This window comes from Mucilaginibacter sp. RCC_168, from assembly GCF_041355315.1.
Classification (GTDB): Bacteria; Bacteroidota; Bacteroidia; order Sphingobacteriales; family Sphingobacteriaceae; genus Mucilaginibacter.
Genome location: NZ_JBFUPN010000003.1, coordinates 48,193 through 73,409 on the forward strand (window position 1 = coordinate 48,193; position 25,217 = coordinate 73,409).

At 43.6% G+C, this 25,217-nt stretch carries 18 protein-coding genes; 11 read left to right on the forward strand and 7 right to left on the reverse strand.

Features of this window, described 5'->3' with window-relative positions:
- Positions 1 to 38 precede the first annotated feature (38 nt).
- From AB6735_RS03055 to AB6735_RS03080, 6 genes are all read left to right on the forward strand, one after another.
- Positions 39 to 890, forward strand: coding sequence for a sugar phosphate isomerase/epimerase family protein (locus tag AB6735_RS03055; protein WP_370994356.1), 852 nt, complete (start codon positions 39 to 41; stop codon positions 888 to 890).
- Between the two features lie 9 nt (positions 891 to 899).
- The gene (locus AB6735_RS03060; RefSeq protein ID WP_370994357.1) at positions 900 to 1,844 is read left to right on the forward strand and encodes a sugar phosphate isomerase/epimerase family protein; all 945 of its coding nucleotides are present in this window, start codon (positions 900 to 902) and stop codon (positions 1,842 to 1,844) included.
- Between the two features lie 216 nt (positions 1,845 to 2,060).
- Entirely contained in the window at positions 2,061 to 3,272 is a 1,212-nt protein-coding gene (locus tag AB6735_RS03065; protein WP_370994358.1) for an efflux RND transporter periplasmic adaptor subunit, read from the forward strand.
- 36 nt (positions 3,273 to 3,308) lie between these two features.
- The gene (locus tag AB6735_RS03070; RefSeq protein ID WP_370994359.1) at positions 3,309 to 6,476 is read left to right on the forward strand and encodes an efflux RND transporter permease subunit; all 3,168 of its coding nucleotides are present in this window, start codon (positions 3,309 to 3,311) and stop codon (positions 6,474 to 6,476) included.
- Positions 6,477 to 6,499: 23 nt separating this feature from the next.
- Entirely contained in the window at positions 6,500 to 7,906 is a 1,407-nt protein-coding gene (locus tag AB6735_RS03075; protein ID WP_370994361.1) for an efflux transporter outer membrane subunit, read from the forward strand.
- Positions 7,907 to 8,331: 425 nt separating this feature from the next.
- Positions 8,332 to 10,005 carry a hypothetical protein gene (locus AB6735_RS03080; protein ID WP_370994362.1) on the forward strand — a complete coding sequence of 558 codons (1,674 nt, stop codon included), beginning with the start codon at positions 8,332 to 8,334 and terminating at the stop codon, positions 10,003 to 10,005.
- Between the two features lie 246 nt (positions 10,006 to 10,251).
- Here AB6735_RS03080 and AB6735_RS03085 read toward each other — a convergent pair whose 3' ends face one another.
- Entirely contained in the window at positions 10,252 to 10,578 is a 327-nt protein-coding gene (locus AB6735_RS03085) for a multidrug efflux SMR transporter (RefSeq protein WP_172333750.1), read from the reverse strand.
- 77 nt (positions 10,579 to 10,655) lie between these two features.
- The gene (locus tag AB6735_RS03090) at positions 10,656 to 11,219 is read right to left on the reverse strand and encodes a Crp/Fnr family transcriptional regulator (protein WP_370994363.1); all 564 of its coding nucleotides are present in this window, start codon (positions 11,217 to 11,219) and stop codon (positions 10,656 to 10,658) included.
- A gap of 161 nt (positions 11,220 to 11,380) precedes the next feature.
- Here AB6735_RS03090 and AB6735_RS03095 point away from each other — a divergent pair, with 161 nt between their 5' ends.
- From AB6735_RS03095 to AB6735_RS03105, 3 genes are read left to right on the forward strand one after another with little or no spacing between them, the layout of a single operon-like run.
- On the forward strand, positions 11,381 to 12,634 hold the full coding sequence (locus AB6735_RS03095) for an MFS transporter (RefSeq protein ID WP_370994364.1): 1,254 nt from the start codon (positions 11,381 to 11,383) through the stop codon (positions 12,632 to 12,634).
- A complete protein-coding gene (locus AB6735_RS03100; protein WP_370994365.1) occupies positions 12,627 to 13,481 on the forward strand; it encodes an ROK family protein in 855 nt (284 codons plus the stop codon). The genes AB6735_RS03095 and AB6735_RS03100 overlap by 8 nt, the downstream gene beginning before the upstream one ends.
- Before the next feature lie 16 nt (positions 13,482 to 13,497).
- A complete protein-coding gene (locus tag AB6735_RS03105) occupies positions 13,498 to 16,164 on the forward strand; it encodes a glycoside hydrolase family 2 protein (RefSeq protein ID WP_370994366.1) in 2,667 nt (888 codons plus the stop codon).
- 343 nt (positions 16,165 to 16,507) lie between these two features.
- On the opposite strand, the gene AB6735_RS03110 is transcribed toward AB6735_RS03105, so the two are convergent.
- Positions 16,508 to 17,857, reverse strand: coding sequence for a Gfo/Idh/MocA family protein (locus AB6735_RS03110; RefSeq protein ID WP_370994367.1), 1,350 nt, complete (start codon positions 17,855 to 17,857; stop codon positions 16,508 to 16,510).
- A gap of 141 nt (positions 17,858 to 17,998) precedes the next feature.
- Positions 17,999 to 19,066, reverse strand: coding sequence for an aldose epimerase family protein (locus tag AB6735_RS03115; protein WP_370994368.1), 1,068 nt, complete (start codon positions 19,064 to 19,066; stop codon positions 17,999 to 18,001).
- Between the two features lie 354 nt (positions 19,067 to 19,420).
- Here AB6735_RS03115 and AB6735_RS03120 point away from each other — a divergent pair, with 354 nt between their 5' ends.
- On the forward strand, positions 19,421 to 20,500 hold the full coding sequence (locus AB6735_RS03120; protein WP_370994369.1) for a phosphotransferase enzyme family protein: 1,080 nt from the start codon (positions 19,421 to 19,423) through the stop codon (positions 20,498 to 20,500).
- Between the two features lie 148 nt (positions 20,501 to 20,648).
- On the opposite strand, the gene AB6735_RS03125 is transcribed toward AB6735_RS03120, so the two are convergent.
- Positions 20,649 to 21,173 (reverse strand): hypothetical protein, encoded by a 525-nt coding sequence (locus AB6735_RS03125; RefSeq protein WP_370994370.1) that lies wholly within the window; start codon positions 21,171 to 21,173, stop codon positions 20,649 to 20,651.
- Between the two features lie 189 nt (positions 21,174 to 21,362).
- Here AB6735_RS03125 and AB6735_RS03130 point away from each other — a divergent pair, with 189 nt between their 5' ends.
- Positions 21,363 to 22,703: an FAD-binding protein gene (locus tag AB6735_RS03130; RefSeq protein ID WP_370994371.1), complete on the forward strand. Its 1,341-nt coding sequence runs from the start codon at positions 21,363 to 21,365 to the stop codon at positions 22,701 to 22,703.
- Between the two features lie 407 nt (positions 22,704 to 23,110).
- On the opposite strand, the gene AB6735_RS03135 is transcribed toward AB6735_RS03130, so the two are convergent.
- Both AB6735_RS03135 and AB6735_RS03140 read right to left on the reverse strand, forming a co-directional pair.
- A complete protein-coding gene (locus tag AB6735_RS03135; RefSeq protein ID WP_370994372.1) occupies positions 23,111 to 23,851 on the reverse strand; it encodes a LytR/AlgR family response regulator transcription factor in 741 nt (246 codons plus the stop codon).
- Positions 23,852 to 23,940: 89 nt separating this feature from the next.
- On the reverse strand, positions 23,941 to 25,092 hold the full coding sequence (locus AB6735_RS03140) for a sensor histidine kinase (RefSeq protein WP_370994373.1): 1,152 nt from the start codon (positions 25,090 to 25,092) through the stop codon (positions 23,941 to 23,943).
- Positions 25,093 to 25,217 lie beyond the last annotated feature (125 nt).

Below are 25,217 nucleotides of genomic sequence, written 5' to 3' on the forward strand. Positions count from 1 at the left end.
TTGGGTGAGTCGATTAGCAACCATAACAACAATAAATTATGAAAAAACATATCATCATTTTAACCACCTGTCTGGCACTCACATCTTCAAGCTTTGCCCAGAGCGGTAAGCCACTTTTTACCAACGCTATAGGCGTGCAGGCTTATACTTTTCGTAACAGTATGCCCAAGGCAACCGTAGCTGTATTGGATACCATTAAAGCACTGGGAATAACCGAGCTGGAAGGTGAGGGGCCGAAGGACATGCCCAAGGAACAGTTTAAAAAACTTTGTGACGAGCGCGGTATCAAGATCCCATCCGTTGGGGCAGGGTACGATGATATTGTAAAAGACCCGCAAGCTGTAATTAAACTGGCTAAAACGCTGGGTGCAAGCTACGTAATGGTGGCCTGGATTCCGCATAAAAAAGAGTTTACGCTGGAGGATGCCAAAAAGGCTGCTGCCGATTTTAACCGGGTAGGCAAAATACTTAAGGATAATGGACTTACCTTTTGCTACCATAACCATGGCTATGAGTTTGGCAAATATGAGGATGGTACGCCGTTTGATTATATCGCCAAAAATACCGACCCGCGGTATGTATCGTTTGAGATCGATATCTTGTGGTCGTTTCATGGCGGGCAGGATCCGGCGCAACTTATCAATAAATACCCTTCACGCATGAAGCTGATGCACCTGAAAGATATCCGCAAAGGTGTAGCTAACGACCTGACCGGCGGTACCGATACCCGCAACGATGTGGCCCTGGGAACCGGACAGATCAATATCCCAGAGGTGCTGAAGGCGGCTAAAAAGGCGGGCATCAAACATTACTTTATTGAAGATGAAAGTCCGTCGTACAGTAAGCAATTGCCGGTGACTATAGCTTATATCAAAAGTTTAAAAAATTAATATAAGCCAATGAATTTCAAATCTGTAACCAGGAGAATCGCATTGAAAACTTTAGGTATGGCGGCAGGGGCGGCGGTTGTTGGCAACCGTTCCGAAGCCGCCATTAAAGTTGATAAAAACGGACGCGGTTTTGAGTACTCCTTAAACATGAGTACCATCCGCGGGCAAAACCTGGGTTTTATAAAAGAGCTGGAAACAGCTGCCAAAGCCGGCTTTACTTCCGTGGAGATCTGGCTGGATACTTTGCAAACCTATTTGAAAAATGGCGGCTCGGTAACGGAGGCTAAAAAGATTGCTGATGGTTTGGGTATCACCATTCAAAATGCCATAGGCTTTGCCCAATGGATAGTGGATGACGAGGCTATCCGTAAACAGGCCTTGATCCAGCTACAGAGTGAAATGGAACTACTGGCCAAATTGGGCTGTAAGCGTATTGCCGCACCGCCGGCTGGTGCTACCAAAGGCGATGTGATCAACCTGGATACCGTAACTGAACGCTATAACATCATCCTGACTATGGGCAGGGATACCGGCGTTATGCCGCAACTGGAAATGTGGGGTGGATCGGTCAATCTAAAACACATCAGCCAGGTGCTGTATGTGGCCCTGCAAAGCGGGCTTCCCGATGCCCGGGTGTTGCTGGATGTGTTTCATATATACAAAGGGCAATCGGCAGTGGAGAGCCTGCAATTGATTGGTAAACCCGCGCTGGAGATATTTCATGTAAATGATTATCCGTCAGGTATCAAACCGGATGTTATATCCGAGCCCGACCGCGTATATCCCGGCGATGGTGTTGCGCCATTAAAGCGGATTCTGCAACTTGTAAAACATCCGGAAAAGCCGCTCATCATATCCTGCGAAGTCTTTAATAAAAGCTATTATGCTCAGGATGCCTTACGGGTAGCCCAAACGGCCCTGCGCAAAATGAAAGCGGTTACGGCGGATGTGTAGCAATATAAATACCTGCTTCTCGCTTCCACGAGATTAGCGCAGCGTATCTTGTTAATTAAAAAATAAAAGCTATTTTAATTGATGTTTAACCAACAGCGCTTCCGATTTTAAATTAAGCTGTAACATTAACTATATTTAACAGTCAAAATATCTAATTAATGCCGTATTTAGCGGCGTAAACCCCTGCGCCCTATATTTTCACGATTATTTTACCTTATGATACTTTTAAAATCGTCCTGCAAAACTTACTATGTACTTTCGCCTCAAAATTGGGCTGCATTTTTTACAATCGTTTTATCAACGGCTATATTGAGTTCCTGTGGCAGTAAAAATAAGCAGGCAGCCGGAGGCCAGGGAGGAGAGCAGGTGTTGGATTATAAGGTGCTCACTTTGCAACCCCGTGCGGCTACTTTAAATGTGGATTATCCGGCAAGTATACAGGGTCAGCAAAATATCGAGATACGGCCCAAAGTTGATGGTTACGTAGAGAAAATATATGTAGACGAAGGGGCAATCGTAAAAAAAGGCCAGCTGCTTTTTAAGATCAATGCACCGCAATATGAGCAGGATGTACGTACCGCCCAGGCGGGTATCAAAACCGCGGAGGCCGACCTGAGCCTGGCCAAAATGCAGGTGAACAAAGTAAAACCCCTGGTTGATAAAGATATCATCAGTCATTACGAACTGGAATCTGCAGAATATACGCAACAGTCAAAAGCGGCTGCTTTAGCTCAGGCAAAAGCAGCATTGGTAAATGCGCAGGTTAATTTGGGATATACAACCATCACCAGTCCGGTAAATGGCGTTATTGGTTCATTGCCCTACAAATTGGGCAGCCTGGTAACCAGTGCCACAACCGATCCTTTAACAACGGTTTATAATACATCTAATATTTACGCCTACTTTGCACTGAACGAAAAACAGCTGCTTGATTTTAGCAAGGATAGTGCAGGTACAACCTCTTTCAAATCAAAGCTGAGCAAACTGCCTAATGTGTTGTTGATACTGCCTGATGGTTCTACTTATGAACATACCGGTCGGGTGGAAACCGTTAACGGATTAATTAATACGGCTACCGGCGCTGCCAATGTCCGGGCCGACTTTGTAAATCCGCGCGGCATTATCCGTAGCGGCAGCAGCGCAACGATAAGGATACCAAACACCATTAAATCGGGCTTGTTGGTACCGCAAAGCGCTACTTATGAATTACAGGACAAACGCTTTGTTTACCTGGTTGACAAACAGAACAAGATCAAAAATGTAGCCATACAGGTGATGGATAATACCGCCGGCCAATTTTATGTGGTTACCGACGGTTTGCATGCAGGCGATAAAATAGTACTGCAAAGCGCCAATAATTTACCTGATGGTACTACCATAAAGCCCAACCCGGTTAACGAGGCATCTGTTTATGGCAACCTTAAATAGTGGAGTTTAATTTATCAATCCTGTTAAAGCAATAGTATGCTTAAAAAATTTATAGAACGTCCGGTATTATCAACCGTTATATCCGTTTTACTGCTGATACTGGGTATACTGGGACTCCTTAATTTACCCATATCCCAATACCCGGATATAGCGCCCCCAACGGTAAACGTATCTGCCTTTTACAATGGCGCCAATGCCGATGTGGTACTTAAAAGTGTGATTATCCCGATGGAAGAGCAGATCAACGGGGTGGAGAACATGACCTACATGACCTCCAGCGCCAGTAATGACGGTTCTGCATCGATCACGGTATATTTTAAAGTAGGTACTAATCCCGATCTGGCTGCGGTGAACGTGCAGAACAGGGTATCAAGAGCAACCAGTTTATTGCCCCTGGTGGTTACACAATCTGGTGTTACGGTGGCTAAAAGCCAGAGCAGCAACCTGGTTATCTTCTCCCTATACAGCGACAATAAAACCTACGACGAAACCTTTTTACAGAACTATGCCAAGATAAACCTGGTGCCGCAGATACAGCGTGTTACCGGTGTTGGTACGGCCGAGGTTTTTGGGTCACGGGATTACTCCATGCGAATTTGGCTTAAACCCGATGTCATGTCGCGTTATGGCCTGGTTCCTGATGATATTACCGAGGTGCTTAACGAACAAAATATTGAAGCTGCACCGGGTAAATTTGGCGAAAACAGCAATCAATCATTTCAATATGTGATCAGGTATAAAGGGCGTTTGCAATCTGCCGCTGAGTTTGGCAACATGATCATCAAATCTGTTGGCAACGGGCAATTACTGCGCTTAAATGATGTAGCCCGTGTTGAGCTGGGTTCGCTGGATTATTCGTTTCATATCATTACCGACGGTAAACCATCTGTAGGTGTGGCCATTAGTCAAACGGCGGGATCAAATGCACGTGATGTGATCAATGAATCAAAAAAGATCCTGGACGCCGCTGCAGAAACTTTTCCTAAGGGGATGAAGATAGCCTACCTGGTTGATGCCAATGAGGTTTTGGATGCCTCGATAGAAAAGGTGATCAGTACGCTCATAGAAGCCTTTATACTGGTGTTTATCGTAGTGTTTGTCTTCCTGCAGGATTTCCGCTCAACCCTTATCCCGGCCATCGCGGTTCCTGTAGCTATTGTAGGTACTTTCTTTTTCCTTAACCTGTTTGGTTTTACCATTAACCTGCTTACGCTATTTGCATTAGTATTGGCCATTGGTATTGTGGTGGATGACGCTATTGTGGTGGTGGAGGCTGTGCATGCCAAGCTGGATATCGGCTATAAATCGGCCCGTAAGGCATCTATTGATGCTATGAGCGAAATATCAGGCGCTATAGTTTCCATTACGCTGGTCATGTCGGCAGTGTTTTTGCCGGTAACTTTCATATCAGGCTCAACCGGTGTGTTTTATAAGCAATTTGGTATTACGCTGGCTGTGGCTATTATGCTTTCGGCCATCAACGCGTTAACGCTTAGTCCGGCCTTGTGCGCCTTGTTCCTAAAACCACATGAAAAAGGCACTAAAAAGCATGGCTTTATCAATCATTTCTACGTGATATTCAATACCGCTTTTGATGCGGTAAGCGGGAAGTATAAAAAATCGGTGGGTTTCCTGGCGCATAAAAAGTGGATAGCAATTGCTGCTATTGCCGTATTTGCCAGTGTCCTTATTTATCTGATCAAAACTACGCCGTCCAGTTTTGTACCCAATGAAGATCAGGGTGTGGTATTTGCTGCCATTAGTCTGCCGCCGGCCTCGTCAATGGAGCGCACGGATGCGGTTGCCAGTAAGATCGATAGTATCGGGCATACCTTTCCGGCTGTAGTGAGTTCTTTGAAGTTGGTTGGATTTAACTTTATAGCTGGTAATGGCAGCGCTTATGCCATGGTGATCCTGAAACTAAAAACCTGGGATCAGCGTAAATCAAAAAGCGATAGCCAGGAGGGCATTATAGGCCAGCTTTATGGCAAAACCAGTGGGATGCGGGAGGCCAATGTGTTTTATTTTTCGCCGCCTACCTTAAATGGTTTCGGTAACAGTGATGGTTTTGAATTCCAGCTACAGGACAAAGGCGGTCATACGGTGAACGAACTTTTTAAAGTAAGTAACGACTTTATTGCCGCTCTCGGCAAACGCCCCGAAATTCAGAGCCTTAACTCCTCGTTCAATCCCAATTTTCCGCAGTATCAGGTTGATGTTAATGTAGCCAAATGTAAAGAGGCTGGTGTAACCGTAAATTCTGTATTAAATACCTTGCAGGGTTACTATGGTGGTGTATATGCCTCCAACTTTAACCAATTTGGTAAACAATACCGTGTAATGGTTCAGGCTGATTATGATTACCGGGCCACAGAAACAGGCTTAAGCAAGATATTTGTACGTAACAGCGCGGGCACTATGGCACCTATAACCTCCTTTATTTCGCTGAAAAGGGTGTTTGGGCCAGAGTCTATTTCCAGGTTCAATCTATTTACGGCCATATCAGTTTCGGGACAACCAAAACCTGGTTTTAGTACAGGTGATGCCATTAAAGCCATTAAAGAAGTTGCTTTGGAGAGCTTGCCGGCCGGTTACGGCTATGAGTTTTCGGGTTTAACACGTGAAGAATTAACCGCCGGAACACAGTCGGCTTATATATTTATGCTTTGCCTGGTGTTTGTTTACTTTTTATTAAGTGCCCAGTACGAAAGTTATATTTTGCCTTTCGCGGTATTGCTCTCGTTGCCGGTAGGCCTGTGCGGAACTTACCTGTTTGCCAAGATCTTCGGTATCGAAAGTAATATTTATCTGCAAATCTCACTCATTATGCTCATCGGTTTGCTGGCCAAAAACGCTATCCTGATCGTGGAGTTTGCCCTGGAAAGGCGGCGCGCGGGAATGGAGCTGATACCTGCCGCCATAGCCGGCGCTGAAGCTCGTTTACGCCCAATCCTCATGACCTCCTTCGCGTTTATATTTGGTATTATGCCATTGATGTTCTCGACAGGTGCGGGTGCCAACGGTAACAGATCTATCGGTACCGGTGCGGTGGGTGGTATGTTTGTGGGTACCATATTTGGAGTATTCGTGATCCCGGTATTGTTTATCATTTTCCAACATTTGCAGGAAAGGGTAAGCGGCCCGCCGAAACAAGATAATGACGACGATGAAGATGACGCGGTCGAAATAAAACCCGCTCATTGATCTAATCAATTAAAAACATCGCCATGAACAGAAATTGTTTAAAATATATATTACTATTTGTCTCGCTTTCAGGTGCCCTGTTATCCTGCCGGATAACTAAGAGCTATAAACGCCCCGATGTAAATACGCAGGGCCTTTATCGCGGTAGCCAGTCGACTGACACTACTACAATCGCTTCTACGCCCTGGCAAAGCCTGTTTGCCGATACCGTATTGCGGTCATTGATACAGGAAGGACTAAACAATAACCTTGATCTGAAAACCGCTGTACAAAAGATCCTAGAAGCACAGGCAACGCTAAGACAAAGTAAAGCGGCTTATTTACCCAGTTTAAGTGGTAATGCCAGCCTTACACGATCAAAACAATCACAGGCTGGTTTGAATTTTCCGGAAGGTATTGATATCAATACGCTTACCACTACTTACCAGGCGGGTTTAAGTACCTCATGGGAAGCCGATGTTTGGGGTAAGCTTAGCAGTACCAAAAGGGCCGCCCTGGCCAGCTTTTTACAAAGCGATGCTGCAAAAAGAGCAGTGCAAACCCAACTGATAGCTGATATTGCCAATAACTATTTCAGTCTGCTGGCTTTGGATAAGCAGTTGGAAATTACTCAGCAAACGCTCAAAAACCGGATAAAGGATGTAGAGACCATGAAGGAGCTCAAAAAAGGAGCGGTGGTTAACGGCGCCGCGGTTGTGCAAAGCGAAGCCAATCGCTACGCTGCAGAAGTATCTATTCCCGACATTAAACGCAGCATCCGTGAAACGGAGAATGCTTTGGATATTCTGCTTTCGCGACCGCCAGGGCCAATAACCCGTAGCACACTGGCCGATCAAAAAGTGACCACCGAACTGCAGACAGGTGTTCCAACTCAGCTGTTGACCAATCGTCCGGATGTACAACAAAGCGAATACGCGTTTAGAGCGGCGTTTGAGAATACCAACCTGGCACGGACTTACTTTTATCCATCATTTACCATAACCGCTTCCGGAGGTTTATCGAGCTTAACACTGAAAGATTTCTTTACCAAATCGATATTTTATAACGCAGCCGCCGGTTTAACCCAGCCTATTTTTAACCAAGGGATCAACAAAGCCAGATTACGCACCGCACAGGCACAGCAACAGGAAGCCCTGAACAGTTTTCAGAAAACTTTATTAGTAGCCGGACAGGAAGTTTCCAACGCCTTATATGCACATGAAACCGCGGTCGAAAAACAAGACTCACGCAGCAAACAGATCATCGCGCTGCAAAAATCGGTTGATTATACACAAGAACTGTTACGCTACAGTTCGGCAACTAATTATACTGATGTGCTAACTTCAGAACAAAATTTATTAGCCGCGCAATTAAGCGGCGTGAGCGATAAACTACAGGAATTACAAGCTATTGTGAATTTATACCGTGCGCTGGGCGGCGGATGGCGGTAGATGTAAGTCGGAGACGCATGTAATGCGTCTCTACAGTAGAGACACATCACATGTGTCTTTTTATAAAAAATAAAAAGCCTGAATGGATGCATTCGGGCTTTTTTTATGGATAATTATCAGATACCTTATTAGTTTTATTGATCATATATAGTTTGTTAACTTCTTGATAAGCTATATAACGCTCGTTTTGCTTAATTAATAATCTCATAATAGTTTAAAAATTAAGTATTTATTAAGCTTTTTTTAATGTCCAACCGCTTATTTTATGTCGATAACCAATTTATGCCGGTAAGCTTTTTCTTAAAGTTTTCGGTTTGTAAAACCTTAATATCTATGAAAAAACATGTTTCTATGCCCCCTTAGGCATTACTATGCCCAATCACAACTATTAACTAATATCAAACCAATTATTAAACACTTAAATTATGAAATTGAAAACTATTAAGGCAATATTTTTATTAGCCCTGTTTGGCATAATAAGCATAAGCAGCTGTAAAAAAGGGTTAGACAATAACACCGCCGGTGCTTTGGCCGGAAAAAGTAAAAAAACAGCTGCATCGCCCGTTGGTGATGTGGTTGGTAAGATCACCGTAGGCTACCAGGGCTGGTTTGCCGCCATTGGTGACGGTTCGCCCATTAATATCTGGTGGCATTGGGCGCCGAATGCGAGCCAGGCGCCATCAACAAATAATATCGGCATCAAATCATGGCCGGATATGCGCGAGTATACCAGTTCATATCAAACCGGCTTTGCCAATTTGAACAATGGTAGCCCGGCAAAATTATTCTCATCTTTTAATGACCAAACTGTAAATGTGCAGTTCCAATGGATGCAGCAGAATAATATTGATTGCGCCGCCCTGCAACGTTTTAACCCTACAGGTGGCGAAGGCCCGGTACGTGATGCGATAACTGCCAAGGTAAAAACCGCGGCAGAGGCTACAGGTCGCAAATTTTATATTATGTATGATATAACCGGCTGGACAAATATGCAATCGGAGATTAAAACCGACTGGACGAACAAAATGTCGGCATATACTTCATCATCGGCCTATGCCAAACAAAATGGTAAACCGGTAGTATGTATCTGGGGATTGGGTTTTAATGATGCCAATCACCCATTTTCTTCGGCTGTTTGTTTGGATGTGATCAATTGGTTTAAAAGTCAGGGTTGTTATGTGATAGGCGGGGTACCTGCCTCATGGCGCGATACTAATGCAACCGATATTCAACCCAATTTCCTGCCAACCGCTACCGCACTGAACATGATATCGCCATGGATGATCGGTAAAATAAGTAACGTAACTGAAGCCAATAACTTCTATAACGATCATCAGGCAGGTGATCAGACCTATTGTAATGCCAACGGTATCGATTACCAGCCTTGCGTTTTGCCAGGCGACCTGCAATTGCATCAACGGGCGCATGGCGACCTGATGTGGACGCAATTCTATAACCTGATCCGTGGTGGTGCGCAGGGCATATATATATCTATGTTTGATGAGTATAATGAAGGTAACCAGATCGCTAAAACGACCGAGAATTCATCATTTGTTCCGGCTGGCTCCAATTTTTTATCATTGGATGAAGATGGTACCGTATGCTCTGCCGATTATTACCTGCGCTTAACCGGCGACGGCGGCAGGATGTTGAAAGGGCAAATTGCATTAACAGCTACAAGACCAACTCAGCCAGTAGTAGGAGGCAGTACTGGCACAGTCCCCTTTGGGCAGGTAGTAACCATAAAAGGTTCCAATAACCTATATGTGAGTTCTGAGAACGGCACACAGGCCATGAATTGCAACCGTGCAACAGCGCAAGGCTGGGAGCAGTTTACCGTTGTTAACGCGGGTAATGGAAAGGTTGCCCTGTCAAATTCCAGCAAATATGTATCATCCGAAAACGGTACACAAGCTATTAATTGCAACCGGATCGCTATTGGCCCCTGGGAGCAGTTCGATTGGGTTTTCAATTCAAACGGAACCATCTCTTTAAGAGGCAATAATGGCGCTTATATTTCAAGCGAAGGAGGTACTGTGGCCATGACTTGCACCCGAACAACTATAACCGCAACAGAGCAGTTCCGGATAAACCAATAAACCCCACTCAAACCCTCCCCGGATAGTAATAGCCCTTGAAAAGGCAAGCTGTAAGCATGGTGGCATCGACTCACCCACATCGCTGCGCTCGTCACCCCTCTCTTCGCCTGCGGTGGAAAGAGGGGTTTTTCTTTCTTATTTTTTTAACCCTCTTTGCGACGAAGCCGAAGAGAGGGTCGCCCGCGAAGCATGCGGGGTGAGTCGACTATATTACATGCAATTCCTGGCCAAAGTTTTGTTTGATGCTTATTCGGCAACAAATTTAAGTCCGATCACTGAAATGATGAGGGTACTCATAAAAAACAAGCGCCAAAAATTGGTCGGGTCTTTAAATACTAAAATACCTACCAGCACGGTACCTACGGCGCCAATACCTGTCCAAACGGCGTAGGCTGTTCCTATAGGTAAGGTTTGGATGGCTTTTATCAGCAGTACCATGCTCAGTGTCATGGTGATGAAAAATCCGGTATACCAAAGGTACATTTCGGTGCCTGTTGTTACTTTGGCCTTGCTCAAACATGAGGCAAAACCCACCTCGCAAAGCCCTGCGATGATTAATATTATCCAATTCATTTTATGTTATATTTATTTCGACTGTAAAGTTCCGGAGTATAAACAGCCAAAAAATTAACATAGGATAAATAATGCAGCTATCTTATTTTTGATCTTATGCGGCTTAAACTTACCTGCGTAATGCCCAGATAAGAGGCTATATGACATAACTGCACCCTTTGGATAAGGTCTGGACTATTGGTTAAAATTTCCTGATATCTGTCTGCAGCCATGCTGAATTGCCGGGAGATCAATCTTTCTTCCACCTTAATCAGTTCGGTTTCCCCAAAGCGGCGACCCCAGTTGGCAATATGTATATCTTCTTTGAACAACTTTTGCAGATCGCTGGTTTTGATGCGGTATAGTACACATTCTTCCAAAAGCTCAATGTTTTCATATCCGGGCTTGTTTTCTACATAGTTTTTCATCGAGATAACGGTGTCACCTTCCCGGCCAAACCAAAAGGTAACCTCGGTATCATGCTGATATAAATAAGCCCGTACTATGCCCTTTTTTATAAAATAAACGTTCCTGCTTATTTTACCCACCTCAAACAAAATATGCCCCTTAGGTAAAGTGACCTCCTCAATTACCTGCCGCAATTTCTGTCCGGAGGCTTCGGGTACCGTATAAATTTGATTGATAATTTGTTCGATGCTCACCTTTAACGATTATTAATTAAATATTTATCTGGCCTTTGAGGGTATTTGCCTCTACAATTGTCCTTCTTATGCCGTTAAGAACAAAATTGAACTTTTATTATAAAAGAATATCAATAACATTGTTTGCGGTATTCAATCTTATAAACCTTTAACCATAGCCAATGAAACGTAACTACTACATTGTAGCCCTGATCATGCTGATCTTCTTCGTGATCTCCTTTTTGACCAATGTGATCGGTCCGCTGATACCGGATATCATAAAAGTATTCAATTTAAGTTACACATTGGCTGGTGTGCTTCCACTGGCATTCTTTATAGCTTATGGTGTTATGTCGGTACCATCGGCTATTATGCTGGAAACATTTAAAGAGAAAAAGATCATGGTGGCGGCATTTATCGTCGCTTTTTTAGGCTCGTTACTGCTGGCTATGGAGCCCAATTATCTGAGCGCTATCATTTCCTTATTCCTGATAGGTTGCGGTATGGCTATGCTGCAGGTAGTCATCAATCCGCTGTTACGCACATCAGGTGGCGAAGAGAATTATGCTTTTACCTCGGTATTCGCGCAATTGATATTCGGACTGGCATCTTTCCTGAGCCCGCTGGTATACTCTTATATGGTTAAAGCATTGAAAGAGAATAACAGCGGTGGTATTATGGGTTTACTGCATTCATTGGTGCCAGCCAATTTACCCTGGATATCATTGTATTGGCTTTTCGCGGTGATATGTCTGGCTATGGTTCTGTTACTGGTATTTACGAAATTCCCCAAGGTGGATTTAAAAGAAGACGAGCAGGTGGGATCTTTACAAACCCATTTCGCTCTGTTTAAACAGCCTATAGTTATCCTGTTTTTAATAGCCATGTTTTGTTATGTGGGCACAGAGCAGGGCATCGCCAATTGGATCTCCCAATTCTTGAAAACTTATCATGATCTCGACCCTCAAACAAAAGGCGCAGATACCGTAGCCTATTTCTGGGGATTGATGACGGCAGGCGGGATCCTAGGCCTGTTTTTATTGAAAATTATGTACAGCCGTAAAGTACTGATCAGTTTTACCATACTGGCTTTGGTTTGCTTAACAGCGGCCTTATTCGGGCCAACCAGTGTGGCTTTAATCGCGTTTCCGCTGGTAGGTTTCTTCGCTTCGGTGATGTATCCTATTATATTTTCACTGGCGCTTAATTCTATCAATAAAGATCATGGCTCATTTGCAGGGTTGTTGGTTACGGCCATTATTGGTGGTGCCATCATACCACCGGTTATCGGTTTACTGGGCGACGCGTTCGGTTTGCGGGCTGGGATGTTCTTTTTGTATATCACCCTGGGTTATATATTAAGCGTAGGCTTTTGGGCAAAACCACTCATCACCAATAAAACCATCGACATTAAAAAGAAAGCTACTCATGAATAATATTAAAGTTATAGGAATAGATCTGGGGGCTACCAATATCCGTGGCGCTGTGGTAAATAATAACTCCTTGTCGGCTATTGTATCGCAAAAAATAAAAAGCGATGGATCTGTTGAGGATGTAATGAATGATATATATCAGGTTGTTGACACGCTGTTAAAAAACGACCAGGTAGCAGCCATTGGCATCGGCGTACCCAGCGTTGTTGATGTTGCCGAAGGGATTGTATATGATGTGCAATACATTCCATCGTGGAAAGAGGTGCATTTAAAGAAACTAATGGAAAAGCGTTATGACATACCTGTTTATGTAAATAACGATGCCAATTGCTTTGCTGTAGGCGAATATTACTTCGGTAAAGGCAACAATGTAGATTCGATGGTCGGCTTAACGCTGGGTACAGGTTTAGGAGCCGGTATCATGATCAACAGACGATTGTATCCTGGTTTTAACTGCGGAGCGGGCGAATTTGGTTTATTTCCGTACCTGGATAACATATTGGAGTTTTACAGCAGCGGGTCTTTCTTCAGCAATGTGTATGGTTTAGATGGAGTACAGGTGTTTGAAGATGCTAAAAAAGGTAATGGTCGGGCATTAAAATTATATGGCGAGTTGGGTACGCATATTGGTCATGCTATAAAACAGGTGATGTATGCTTATGACCCGCAACTGATTGTACTGGGTGGTTCAGTACGGCATGCCTATGCGTTTTTCCAACAGACCATGTGGCAGGAGATCAAAACGTTTGCCTATACTAAAACCGCCGAGCGGATCAGGGTGGAGGTATCAGAATTGGAAAATAGCGGAATTATAGGCGCCGCTGCTTTGTATTATGATCATCAACAATAAAATATAGTTCTTTACCATGAAAAAATTTATACTCACGCTAATCGTGCCTTTGTGCTTTCAGCAGGCATTTAGCCAGGCCCGGCAGGAAAATTTTCAGCTCATTCTAAAAGACGATTGGAAAATGCAATCGGCAGTAACCGATGCTGCACCCGCCGATAAAATTTCAAAAGAAAATTATGATACCCAAAGCTGGTACAAAGTAAGCGTGCCTACTACGATAATTGCCGGGTTGCTGGCAAATAAAGTTTATGATTTTGACCCTTTCATGGGGCGCAACTTAAAAAAGCTCAACGATCCTAAGCTGGATAAACCCTGGTGGTTCAGGCGGGAGTTTACCTTGCCTGCGGCCGAGAATGGTAAAAATGTGATCCTGCGTTTACACGGCATCAACTATAAGGCAAACGTATGGCTTAACGGGGTAAAAATTGCCGATTCGACCCAAACCAAAGGGCCTTTCCGCATCATTCAGCTGGATGTAACCAAACACATCAATTATACCGGTAACAATGTGTTGGCTCTTCAAATAACACGACCTTTTACGCCCAACAAAGCCAAAGGGGATCTGGCTATTGATTATGCCGACTGGATCCCATATCCGCCTGATTACAATGGCGGTATCGTAAACAATGTGGAGATCAAAACTTATGATAAAGTAGGGGTGCAGTATCCGCTGGTAACTACCCGTTTTGATCTGCCATCACTGGCCGTAGCGCATTTATATGTTGATGCGCAGGTAACCAATTACACCAATACCGCGCAGGATGCGGTGATTAAAGGGCAGATCAATAGTGATGTAAGCTTTGAAAAAAAGGTGCATTTACTGCCCCATGAATCTAAAAACGTAGATTTTAGTCCGGAGATTTATAAACAACTCAATATTAAAAATCCACGGATCTGGTGGCCATGGCAATATGGCAAAGCCGAGCTGAACCGGGTTGAACTATCGGCAGTGGTAGGAGGCAAAGTAAGTAATGCGCTTTGGGAAAAATTTGGTATCCGCCAGATGGATTCCAAGCTGATCGACAATGAATCGCGCGAGTTTATTGTTAACGGTAAACCTATCCTGATCCGCGGTGCGGCATGGTCGCCGGATATTTTCCAGCGTCGGTCGCCCGAACGTCAGGAGCAGGAAGTGAAGCTGGTACGCGATATGAACATGAATATCATTCGCTCCGAAGGTAAAATGGAAGATGATAATTTTTATGATCTGTGTGATCAGTACGGGATGCTGGTAATGACCGGCTGGATGTGCTGTGGGGTATGGCAACATCCCGAACACTGGGACGCGGCCGAACGCAAGGTAGCTATGGCATCTGATAGTAGTGTAATGTTTTGGCTGCGCAACAAAGCCAGCCTGATGGTGTGGCTCAATGGCAGCGATATGCCCCCAACAGATACTTCGGTTGAGCGTGATTATCTGAAGATCGAGAAAACGCTGAAATGGCCAAATCCTATACTTTCAACGGCAAATGAAACCAAATCAAAAGTATCAGGCTTTAGCGGGGTAAAAATGGCCGGCCCTTATGAATGGGTACCGCCTATATATTGGGAGACAGACGCCACACACAAATTTGGCGGTACCTGGAGTTTCGCTACAGAAATATCGCCTGGTCCGTCTATACCTCCATACGAGAGTCTGATCAAATTTATACCTAAAGATTCTTTATCAACCAGTTCACCGGCATGGCTATACCATTGCGGTACCGGATCATTCGGGACTACCAAAGTATTTGATAAAGCCCTGGCTGCCCGTTATGGCGAGTCAACCGCTATCAAAAACTATATAGCCAAAGCACAGGCTCAAAACTATGAAGCACACCGCGCCATGATGGAAGCTTACGGCTTTAAAAAATACAATACGGCCACAGGTGTTGTACAATGGATGCTGGCTAACCCATGGCCGGGATTGATTTGGCATACTTACGATTATTACCTGTATCCGGCGGGTACTTACTTTGGTATGAAAAAATCTATGGAGCCCTTGCATGTCATGTATTCCTACAAATCAAACGAGGTGGGTGTTATCAACTCTTATCTTAAAAAGTTCAGTGGTTTGCAGGTAAAGGCTACTGTTTATAATATTGACGGTACTTTGAAATTTACCAAAACCGCTCCGGTAAGTATAGAAGCGGATGCCTCGAAAGCGATATTCGCATTACCTGCTATTACAGGGTTGTCGCCGGCTTATTTTGTGCGTCTGGAGCTTAGCGATAACAGGGGTAGGGTAGAGAGCATCAATTGGTACTGGCTGTCGCAAAAGGCAGAAGTGCTGAACTGGAAAAAATCAACATGGTTCACCACACCAGAATCTGCTTATGCAGATTATACGGCTTTGCAGCAGATCCCCAAAACAGCGCTTAAACTGAGCCACGTTCAGGAAGACAGCAAGGGCGATAGCACCACACATGCGGTAACCATTACCAACACAGGGAAATCAGTTGCCTTTTTTGTACATCTGCGGGCATTGAAAGGTAAGGATGGTGATGATATATTGCCGGTCATATTCAGCGATAATTATATTTCTCTGGCACCAGGTGAAACAAGGGTGATCAAATGTACTTATAGTAATAAAGACGCAGCGGGTACAATGCCCTATTTCCTGACATCGGCCTGGAATATAGATACGGCTAAAAGCAAGGGTGATGAGCAGGCCGGTTTTGAGGAGGGGTTGCCGGTTAATTAAGCCTGAAAATATAAAATTTGTCATCCTGAATTATAGAACCCGAAAGGGACTATGAAGCAAGGTCATTAAGTTAAGGAATTTTGCAACCCCCATTTGGGTTAAAGCTTTGTAGAAAAAAGGCAATTTCCAATTCAGTGCCGTAGGTACTGCACTCAGGTTGCATACCTACGGCATGCTGAATACTTATTTTTGCTTTCTACAAAGCTTTTACTCCTACGGAGTTCCTTAACTTAGTGACATTGGACTATGAAGGCGAGACGACGTTGGCAAGAGATATAAAACTTACGAAATTTTAAAAATTCCATAAGTTTTATACGTTGAGATTTAACACGTCATGAGTAGCTTAAAAGCCGCTATCGTCTAACGCGAAAGTATTTTTGCGGTCTTTCCATTTACCTTTGGTAAAATCGGGAAATTCCAGGGTTTTGCCTTCTTTTACAGATTGGGTGGACAGTGGCGCTATCACGCTCATGGTAACCGAATCATACACATCAATAGGGGTTTGGCGCTTGTGTTTTACCGATTCGATAAAGGCGTTAAACACAAACCAGTCCATACCGCCATGCCCGGCACCAGCAGCTTCGGCATCGTGTTTTTTCCAAAGCGGATGATCATATTTTTCAAACCATTCTTTTGCCGGATCCCAGCTATCATCCTCTTTTGATTTGTGGTCGATATAAATGGATTTGTTTACATCCATCCAAATGCCTTTGGTGCCCTGAACCCGGAAACCTAATGAATACGGACGAGGCAAATGTGTATCATGCGATAACAGAACGGTTTCGCCATTGGCGCAGTTGATCATGGTGGTGGTTACATCTCCATTTTTATAGTTGATCTTAGCATTCGGGTGGCCAGGAGAAAGTTCCTCTATATAAGCAGCCAAACCACGCGCTTTTGAACTGAATGAAACCAGGCTGGTAAACCGGTTACCGCTGTTAATATCAATATAATGCATCACCGGTCCGGCGCCGTGGGTAGGATACAGGTCGCCGTCACGGTCAATGTTAAACTGGGTGCGCCATTGGGCTTCGCTTAGCGCTTTTGCGCCGTATTCAACGCCCTTGCCCCCGTAGCGGCCTTTGCCATCATTAAATAAAACATCCCGAAGGTTATGCTGATAGCCGCCTTCCAAATGTATTAATTCGCCAAATAAACCCTGCCTAACCATGTTTAGCGCAGCCATTACATCCCGGCGGTAGCATACGTTTTCAAGGGTCATATAGGGAATGCCTGTTTTTTCGGATGTTTTAACAATGTCCCAATGCTCATCAACGGTTAAGCCTGCAATTACTTCGCAGCCTACATATTTACCAGCTTTCATGGCATCAATGGATTGCTGATAGTGAAACTGCCATGGTGTAGCTATAATTACCGCATCAATATCATTTCTTTCGAGCAGTTTTTTGTAAGCATCAATACCACCAGTGTACTCTTTGGCTGCCGGCCGGCCTTTTTTGGCTAAAAATTCCCGGCAGATGTTCAGGGAGTGTTCCTGTGTATCGCATATAGCAACAATCTCTACATCGTCGCGCAGGGCACCTTCAGAGATATGACTCATGCCGCGGGCTCCAACCCCAATATAGCCAAGCCGTACTTTACCGGTATCTTTGGCAAATAAACTGCCTGTCGGCAATATGGTAAACCCTGCTGCAGCTATCGCGCTGCTTTTTACAAATGTTCTTCTGTCCATTTATGTTATTGTTTGATAATGATTTATTTGTTTGAACGGATGATTTGGTTTATAATCCTGTATCGGGATTGAAGTTAATGATCATATTTATGAAATCGGCACATCTTACCACCTCTAATACACCGCAAACGTTTGATACGGTTAGTCATTCACCCCAAATTCAAATACGGTACGGCTCTTAAACCGTTCGCCCGGATTTAACAGCGTACTTGGGAAATGGGGCTTATTTGGCGCATCCGGATAATGCTGGGTTTCCAGGCATAATCCGCTCCTGAACGGGTAACTGCTTTTTTGTTTACCGGTAATGGTTTCGTCTAAAAAATTGCCCGTATAAATATGTATGCCAGGTTCGGTAGTAAAAACGTTTAATGTTCTTTTGCTGATAGGTTCAAAAACAGTCGCCGCCAGTTTTAACTCATCCGAATCCTGTTTTTTTACCACCCAGGAATGATCGTATCCGCGGCTCAGTATCAACTGGGCATTATCCTCATTAATGCGTTCACCAATGGCAGTAGGTTCTATAAAATCAAATGGGGTGCCGCTTACCGGTGTAAGGGTACCTTCGGGTACCTGCATGGCATTTACTGGTAGGTAATTTGTTAAGGGTAATTGAAGTTGGTGATCTAATATCGATCCCGCGTTATGTCCGGCCAGGTTAAAATAAGCATGCTGTGTTAAATTGATAAGCGTTGACTGATCAGTTACTGCATCAAAATCAACTATTAACTGGTTCTGGTTATTAAGAGTATAAGTAACTGTAGTAGTCAGGTTACCGGGGAAGCCTTCCTCGCCATCTTCACTCATGTACTCCAGTATAACACCCACACCATCTTCATTGGTAAACGACTGTGGTTTCCATACCTTTTTATTAAAGCCAACCTTGCCTCCGTGGTGATGAAAACCGCCATCCTTAACCGTAAGTTGATGTGTTGTACCGTTAATGAGCACCTTGCCGCCGGCTATACGGTTGGCAAAGCGGCCAACTACGGTGCCAATATAAAACTGATCATCAATATAGCCCTGTAAATCATCATATCCAAGTACAACATCGACCATGTTACCCGCATGATCTGGTACGGATAAAGATTGAATAGCGGCGCCAAAATTAGTAACCGATACTTTTACACCGTTACTATTGGTTAACTGGTAAATAAATATCTGCTGACCGTTAAACTCGCCCCAATTATTTTGACTGATCGTGTATTTCATGTGATGATATACTTTAAATAGAATAACGGAAATTAGTGTTTTGATTGATAACACAGCCTAAATACGCGCACAAAATATCACGCAAACGTTTGCAATATGCGCGCCTTATCATGATTGTTTGTACCGGCTTTACAATATCATAGCTCCTGGTGAAGTGGAGATACCCATCCTGATTTATTAAATCAGGTGAGATGTGCGATCAAGTAATATTTAAAACATTAACGTTATAAATATTATTCTATTGGTAATGGTCTTTTATTAAGTTGATTAGCTTGCATATAATAAAAGATACACAAACGTTTGCGCTTACTTTTTCATAAGTAATTAATTACGTTTGGCTAAAATTTGCCTTAAATGATGCTTGACCAGATCCTGGAACTATACGGACTTGATACTACTAACTATAACGTTAAAAGTTTTGGCACAGGATTGATCAATCATACCTGGAAGGTTAGCGGCCCCGAAAATTATATTCTTCAGCGTATTAATCCTTATGTTTTTAAAGAGCCGGAAGCTATTGCGGAAAATATGGCCCTACTGGCCGATTATCTTAAGCAAACCAGCCCTGATTACCTTTTTGTGGCCCCAATACCCACTTTACAAGGCGAGCGTATGGCTGCAATCAATAACAAAGAGTATTACCGTCTTTTCCCTTTTATTGATAACTCAGTAACCATTACCGAAATAAAAAATCAACAGGAGGCATTTGAGGCAGCCAGGCAATTTGGGCAATTCACCTATTTACTGCGAGACTTTGATCTGGAAAAACTGCATTATACTTTGCCCCAATTTCATGATCTTAAACTGCGGTTTGATCAGTTTAAGGAAGCTTGTTCAATAGCAGGGGCCGACAAGCTGGCTATAGCCGCTACGGCCATCAATGACATTTATAAGTACCAGAATATATTATTTACCTATATACAACTGATCGATCGTCAATTGCTGCCGTTGCGGGTTATACATCATGATACCAAGATCAGTAACGTGTTGTTTGACCAGGATAACAAGGGCTTATGCGTGATCGATCTGGATACGGTAATGCCTGGTTATTTCCTAAGTGATGTGGGGGATATGCTGCGCACCTACCTTTCGCCGGCCAATGAAGAAGAACGCGATTTTTCAAAGATCCAGATCAATGAAGAGTGTTTTTATGCTATTTATAAAGGTTATATTTCGGCCATGGGACCGGCTCTCACACCAGCGGAGAAGGAATATTTTACTTACTCGGGCAAATACATGATCTATATGCAGGTACTCCGGTTTCTGACCGATTTTTTAAATGACGATATTTATTACCATACTACTTACCCCTTACAAAACCTGGTGAGAGCGCAAAATCAGTTAGCGTTGCTTGAGCAGTTTACCCGATCGGAAAAGAGGTTTAAAAAGTTTATTGAATACTTTAGCTTTAAATATGATAAAATAGTGAACTAACGCAAGAGCAAGTTATTATCCTTAGTAAAAAGGAAGCTGTTCCCGCAATTTAGGAAACAGCTTCCTTTACCTGATCTATCGATCTTAAGTCGGGATTTAGTTGCAATTAGATATCAGCAATCGCGAGGCTTTTCGAAATGATAATAGCTTAATGAGCTGGCTCCCCGGCAGATAACAGGATGCCTTCATGCGCGTTCTCTACACCATTGGCAAAACCGTTGTGATTGATGAACATTTTTTCATTTTCGATCATAAAATGGGCCCCGTCGACCTTGAAATTTCCTTTAATAGTTAATACCGCGTCTGGTTGTTGTACGCCTATTTCATTTACAATATGACTGCCTAATCCATGAAACTCATGCTCATTTAACTGGTAAACATCTAATACAGGTTCATGATGACCGGTTTGAAACACCCAAACCCGATTGGCATCTGTTTCCACATGAACAGTTGAGGGGCCGCTCTCCAGCCGGTTTTCCCTTATTTTGATGACCTCGCCTGTTAAGGTGGTGATGTTGGCATCGATAACGAGCGAGCGGTCTTCCGAGCCCCGTTGATGGTTATAAAATGAAAGTACCTTTAAAAATTCGGTGTTTTTATCACCGTCTGTGTAAGTAAGTGTGTTTTGGCGGCTTAAAAATATGCTGGTACCAAAAATAAATGCATGTTTCATAACGGTATTAATTGTTTGGTTTAATTGATTAATTATTGAACGTACGATGTGCATCAAATGTTTTAATAATGAGTAACTTATAAGCAAAAACAAACAACTTTATTATCCCGCTGACCATATCCGGGAAAATGGCGATATTACCTGCCGATTCTTAATTTTTAGTGTTCTGTTGTAGTAACCTATTACATTATGAAAAGAAAAACATTTATTCAATTAAGCACTACCTTAATGGCTACACCGCTATTGTCATCATTGGAGGGATGGGTTCAGACCCCGCGTTTAAAAAACTGGGCCGGTAACCTTACCTTCAGCACCGATCATGTATTTTATCCCAAATCTGTTCAGGAAGTTCAGCAGCTGGTTAAAACACATGCAAAGCTTAAAGTATTAGGCACACGTCATTGTTTTAATACCATTGCCGATAGTAAAGACAACCTGCTTTCTACCAAGGAGCTGAACAAGGTACTGAACCTTGATAAAAAAGCCCATACTGTTACCGTTGAAGGCGGCATCAAATATGGCGAACTGGCTCCATATCTACATAAAGAGGGGTTTGCCTTGAATAACCTGGCTTCCTTACCGCATATTTCTGTAGCGGGATCTATCACTACGGCTACGCATGGTTCCGGTTTAAAAAATGGTAATCTTTCCAGCGCCGTTACCGCCCTGGAAATTGTAAAAGCCGATGGTAGCATCGTTCATCTGTCTAAAGCCGGGGATGCCGAAAAATTGAACGCTGCCATAGTTAGCCTTGGTGCGTTGGGTGTTATCACCAAAGTAACCCTACAAGTAGAGCCAACCTTTATGATGCAGCAGCGGGTATTTACCCAAATGCCCATGGCGCAGGTAAAGCAAAACTTTGAAAAAATAATATCTGCCGGTTACAGTGTAAGTTTATTTACCGACTGGCAGCAGGATAGCATTAATGAGGTCTGGATAAAAAGCCGCATCGGTACGGATAAAGATTATAACGGCCCGGAGTTTTACGGCGCTAAAGCGGCTACAAAAAATGTGCACCCCATTATCGCGCTTTCTGCCGAAAATTGTACCGAACAAATGGGTGTACCCGGACCCTGGTATGAGCGCCTGCCGCACTTTAAAATGGGTTTTACCCCCAGCAGCGGTAAAGAACTGCAATCGGAGTATTTTGTGCCGATACATCACGCTGTGGAAGCTATAACCGCCGTATCGCGATTGGGTAAACAAATAGGTCCGCATTTGTTTATCACCGAGATCCGCACCATTGCTGCCGACAAATTATGGATGAGCCCTTGTCATAACCAAACCTCGGTTGCCATTCACTTTACCTGGAAACAGGAAACCGCAGCCGTATTAAAACTATTACCGCTCATCGAAAAAGAACTTTCGCCATTTAACGCGCGGCCGCATTGGGGCAAAATATTTACCATGGCACCTAAAGTACTGGATTCGCGCTATGAAAAACTGAACGACTTTAAAAAGCTGGTTGCCGAATATGACCCGCATGGAAAGTTCAGGAATGATTTTTTGAGTAAGGAGATTTATGGGTAGGTTAATAGTAAAATGAGTGTCATGCTGCCCCGTCGAAGCATGATGGCAGGCTTCTGCGCGCGACCCTTCGACAAGCTTAGGGTGACAGGCCACTTTTAACACTCGCCTATCCAGGCGTCCACGCCTGGATATTGTTTTAGGTAAGCGTCCACGCTTGCAGTTATTAAAAGTAAGCGTGGACGCTTACCTTAGTATGGTTCAAGCGTGGACGCTTGAACCGGCGGGGTTTTAAAAAGCTGGTTGCAGAATATGATCCGCATGGAAAATTCAGGAATGATTTTTTGAGTAAGGAGATTTATGGGTAGATAGTAGTAAAACGGCTGTGCTGAGCCGGTCGAAGCATAGTGGGCAGGCCTCTGCGCACGACCCTTCGACAAGCTCAGGGTGACGGGCCTTTTTTGCTATCCTCAAGACAACTTTATCTTATCCCACAACTTACACTCCACCACCTGGGCTATTACCTGTTCGCGGTAATTGCGACTGATGGGGATACGATGGGTTTGGATAAAGATTTCGTTGCCTTCCAGTCCTTCTATTTTACTGATGGAGGCGATGTATGATTTGTGCACACGGATAAAAGCCCGGCTGTCCAGGTTCTGCTCCAGGTTTTTGAGGTTCAGCAGCGTCATGTATTTGCCTTTTACCGTGTAAATGCTCACGTAATTTTGCATGCCCTCTACATACAAAATATCGTCAAAATAGATCTTTTCGTATTTGTTACCGCATTTGATGAAGAAGTAGTCGGCATCGGGTTCCTCTTTTTGAACACCGCTTTGGGCCGATTGGGTAAGCAGGCGGTGATAATCCTTGGCTTTATTGGCTGATTTAAAAAAACGATCAAACGTAACCGGTTTCAGTAAATAATCAAGCACATTAAGCTGGAAACCTTCCAGTGCGTAACTGGGGTATGCGGTGGTAATGATAACCATGGGCGGGTTCTGCACGATCTTTAAAAAATCGATACCATTCATTTTAGGCATCTGTATATCCAAAAATATCAGGTCGACAGGGTGCTCATCCAACAGTTTCATCAGCGCGATCGGGTTTTCGCAGGTGCCTGTCAACTGCAAAAAATCAACCTCCCTTACATAGTTGGCCAGGCCTTCCCGGGCCAGCGGTTCATCATCTATAATTACACAATTGATCATCTTTGTTTTTTTGAGCAAAGATTTATGGAGTAAGGAACAAGGACTTTTTTCGTCTTCTTTGTTCCCAAAATCCTTATTCCTTGCTTTTCCTATCTTTGCTCCAATAGTCCTTGTTCCTTACTCCAAAATTCCTTATTCTCAAATCCCAGCTCACTTAGTTTTAGTCGCAGTTTTATCTCAAAACAATTGTCGTTATGCTGTATGTCAAGTTGGTATTGGCCGGGGTAAACCAGGTCGAGCCGGCGTTGTACATTTTTTAAACCAATGCCGCCATAGCTCACCGCCTCGGTTACTTCATCGGGCGATGTACTGTTACTAATGAGCAGATTCAACTGCCCTTCGCTGGTGCTCAGTTTGATGCTGATCCAGTTAGGGGCATTGCTGTGTTTAGATACGTGCTTAAAGGCATTCTCCACAAAAGTCATCAATATAAACGGCGCTATACCCAAATATTCGGTGTTGGGTTGTTCAACTTCAAATATTACCTCCACATTATTATTCTGACGAAGTTTTTCCAGCTCGATAAAATTTTTCAGGTAGGTGATCTCCTTATCGAGCGAGATCTGCTGATCGTTACATTCATACAATTGGTACCGCAGCAGGCCAGAAAATTTGGCCAGCGAATCGGAAGCCATATCCGGGTTTTTGTGGATCAGGAAAAAGATAGAATTGATACTGTTGAACAGGAAGTGCGGATTAAACTGATATTTTAAAAATTTGAGTTCGGTTTCCAGCTTTTCTTTTTCCATGATCTGTTGCTTCCGTTCGGCCTGGATCCAGTTTTTGGTAAGTTTGATGCTCATCGCCAGCGTCATACTGGCTAAAGTGGATGGGAGTGAGGTATTAAAGAAATGAAAAAAGCTGCCGGCCTCGGCCCCAAACATTTTTGTTATGGTGCAATGGGCCAAAAAAGCGCTTAAATAATACCCGGTATTGATTAGCGACGAGGCACATATAATAGTAATAGCCAGATAAATAACATACGCTGTAAGCCTGTTTTTTTCCAGGAAACGGGGAATCAGGAAATAGAGATTAAAATATACCGCGAGTGCCTGGAAGATCACATAGAAAAGGATCTTGACTGTGTATGCCGAAAAAAACATGGAACTGGCAGCCGCCAAAGGATCGCCAACGGCAATTACCCACCAAAAATAATGGTAAACACACCAAAACGGAATGTGGTACAGCTTGTATTTAAACAACCAGTTCTGGTTTAATTTATCGGTTGTTAATGTGTTCATTTTGGTTTCAGTACTTATCAACAGCCCATCTATCTGTTAGGCTGAAGCCTTGTTTTTGCGATCAATTATCCGTTGGCTAAAGCCAACGGCAATGAATTGTTTAATTTCTCATTGCCGTCCCTTTT

What these genes read in the sequence shown, in the direction of transcription:
- AB6735_RS03055 (WP_370994356.1), top strand. Translation starts at nt 39, where the DNA reads ATGAAAAAACATATCATCATTTTAACCACCTGTCTGGCACTCACATCT.
- AB6735_RS03060 (WP_370994357.1), top strand. Translation starts at nt 900, where the DNA reads ATGAATTTCAAATCTGTAACCAGGAGAATCGCATTGAAAACTTTAGGT.
- AB6735_RS03065 (WP_370994358.1), top strand. Translation starts at nt 2,061, where the DNA reads ATGATACTTTTAAAATCGTCCTGCAAAACTTACTATGTACTTTCGCCT.
- AB6735_RS03070 (WP_370994359.1), top strand. Translation starts at nt 3,309, where the DNA reads ATGCTTAAAAAATTTATAGAACGTCCGGTATTATCAACCGTTATATCC.
- AB6735_RS03075 (WP_370994361.1), top strand. Translation starts at nt 6,500, where the DNA reads ATGAACAGAAATTGTTTAAAATATATATTACTATTTGTCTCGCTTTCA.
- AB6735_RS03080 (WP_370994362.1), top strand. Translation starts at nt 8,332, where the DNA reads ATGAAATTGAAAACTATTAAGGCAATATTTTTATTAGCCCTGTTTGGC.
- AB6735_RS03085 (WP_172333750.1), bottom strand. Translation starts at nt 10,578, where the DNA reads ATGAATTGGATAATATTAATCATCGCAGGGCTTTGCGAGGTGGGTTTT.
- AB6735_RS03095 (WP_370994364.1), top strand. Translation starts at nt 11,381, where the DNA reads ATGAAACGTAACTACTACATTGTAGCCCTGATCATGCTGATCTTCTTC.
- AB6735_RS03100 (WP_370994365.1), top strand. Translation starts at nt 12,627, where the DNA reads ATGAATAATATTAAAGTTATAGGAATAGATCTGGGGGCTACCAATATC.
- AB6735_RS03105 (WP_370994366.1), top strand. Translation starts at nt 13,498, where the DNA reads ATGAAAAAATTTATACTCACGCTAATCGTGCCTTTGTGCTTTCAGCAG.
- AB6735_RS03110 (WP_370994367.1), bottom strand. Translation starts at nt 17,857, where the DNA reads ATGGACAGAAGAACATTTGTAAAAAGCAGCGCGATAGCTGCAGCAGGG.
- AB6735_RS03115 (WP_370994368.1), bottom strand. Translation starts at nt 19,066, where the DNA reads ATGAAATACACGATCAGTCAAAATAATTGGGGCGAGTTTAACGGTCAG.
- AB6735_RS03120 (WP_370994369.1), top strand. Translation starts at nt 19,421, where the DNA reads ATGATGCTTGACCAGATCCTGGAACTATACGGACTTGATACTACTAAC.
- AB6735_RS03125 (WP_370994370.1), bottom strand. Translation starts at nt 21,173, where the DNA reads ATGAAACATGCATTTATTTTTGGTACCAGCATATTTTTAAGCCGCCAA.
- AB6735_RS03130 (WP_370994371.1), top strand. Translation starts at nt 21,363, where the DNA reads ATGAAAAGAAAAACATTTATTCAATTAAGCACTACCTTAATGGCTACA.
- AB6735_RS03135 (WP_370994372.1), bottom strand. Translation starts at nt 23,851, where the DNA reads ATGATCAATTGTGTAATTATAGATGATGAACCGCTGGCCCGGGAAGGC.
- AB6735_RS03140 (WP_370994373.1), bottom strand. Translation starts at nt 25,092, where the DNA reads ATGAACACATTAACAACCGATAAATTAAACCAGAACTGGTTGTTTAAA.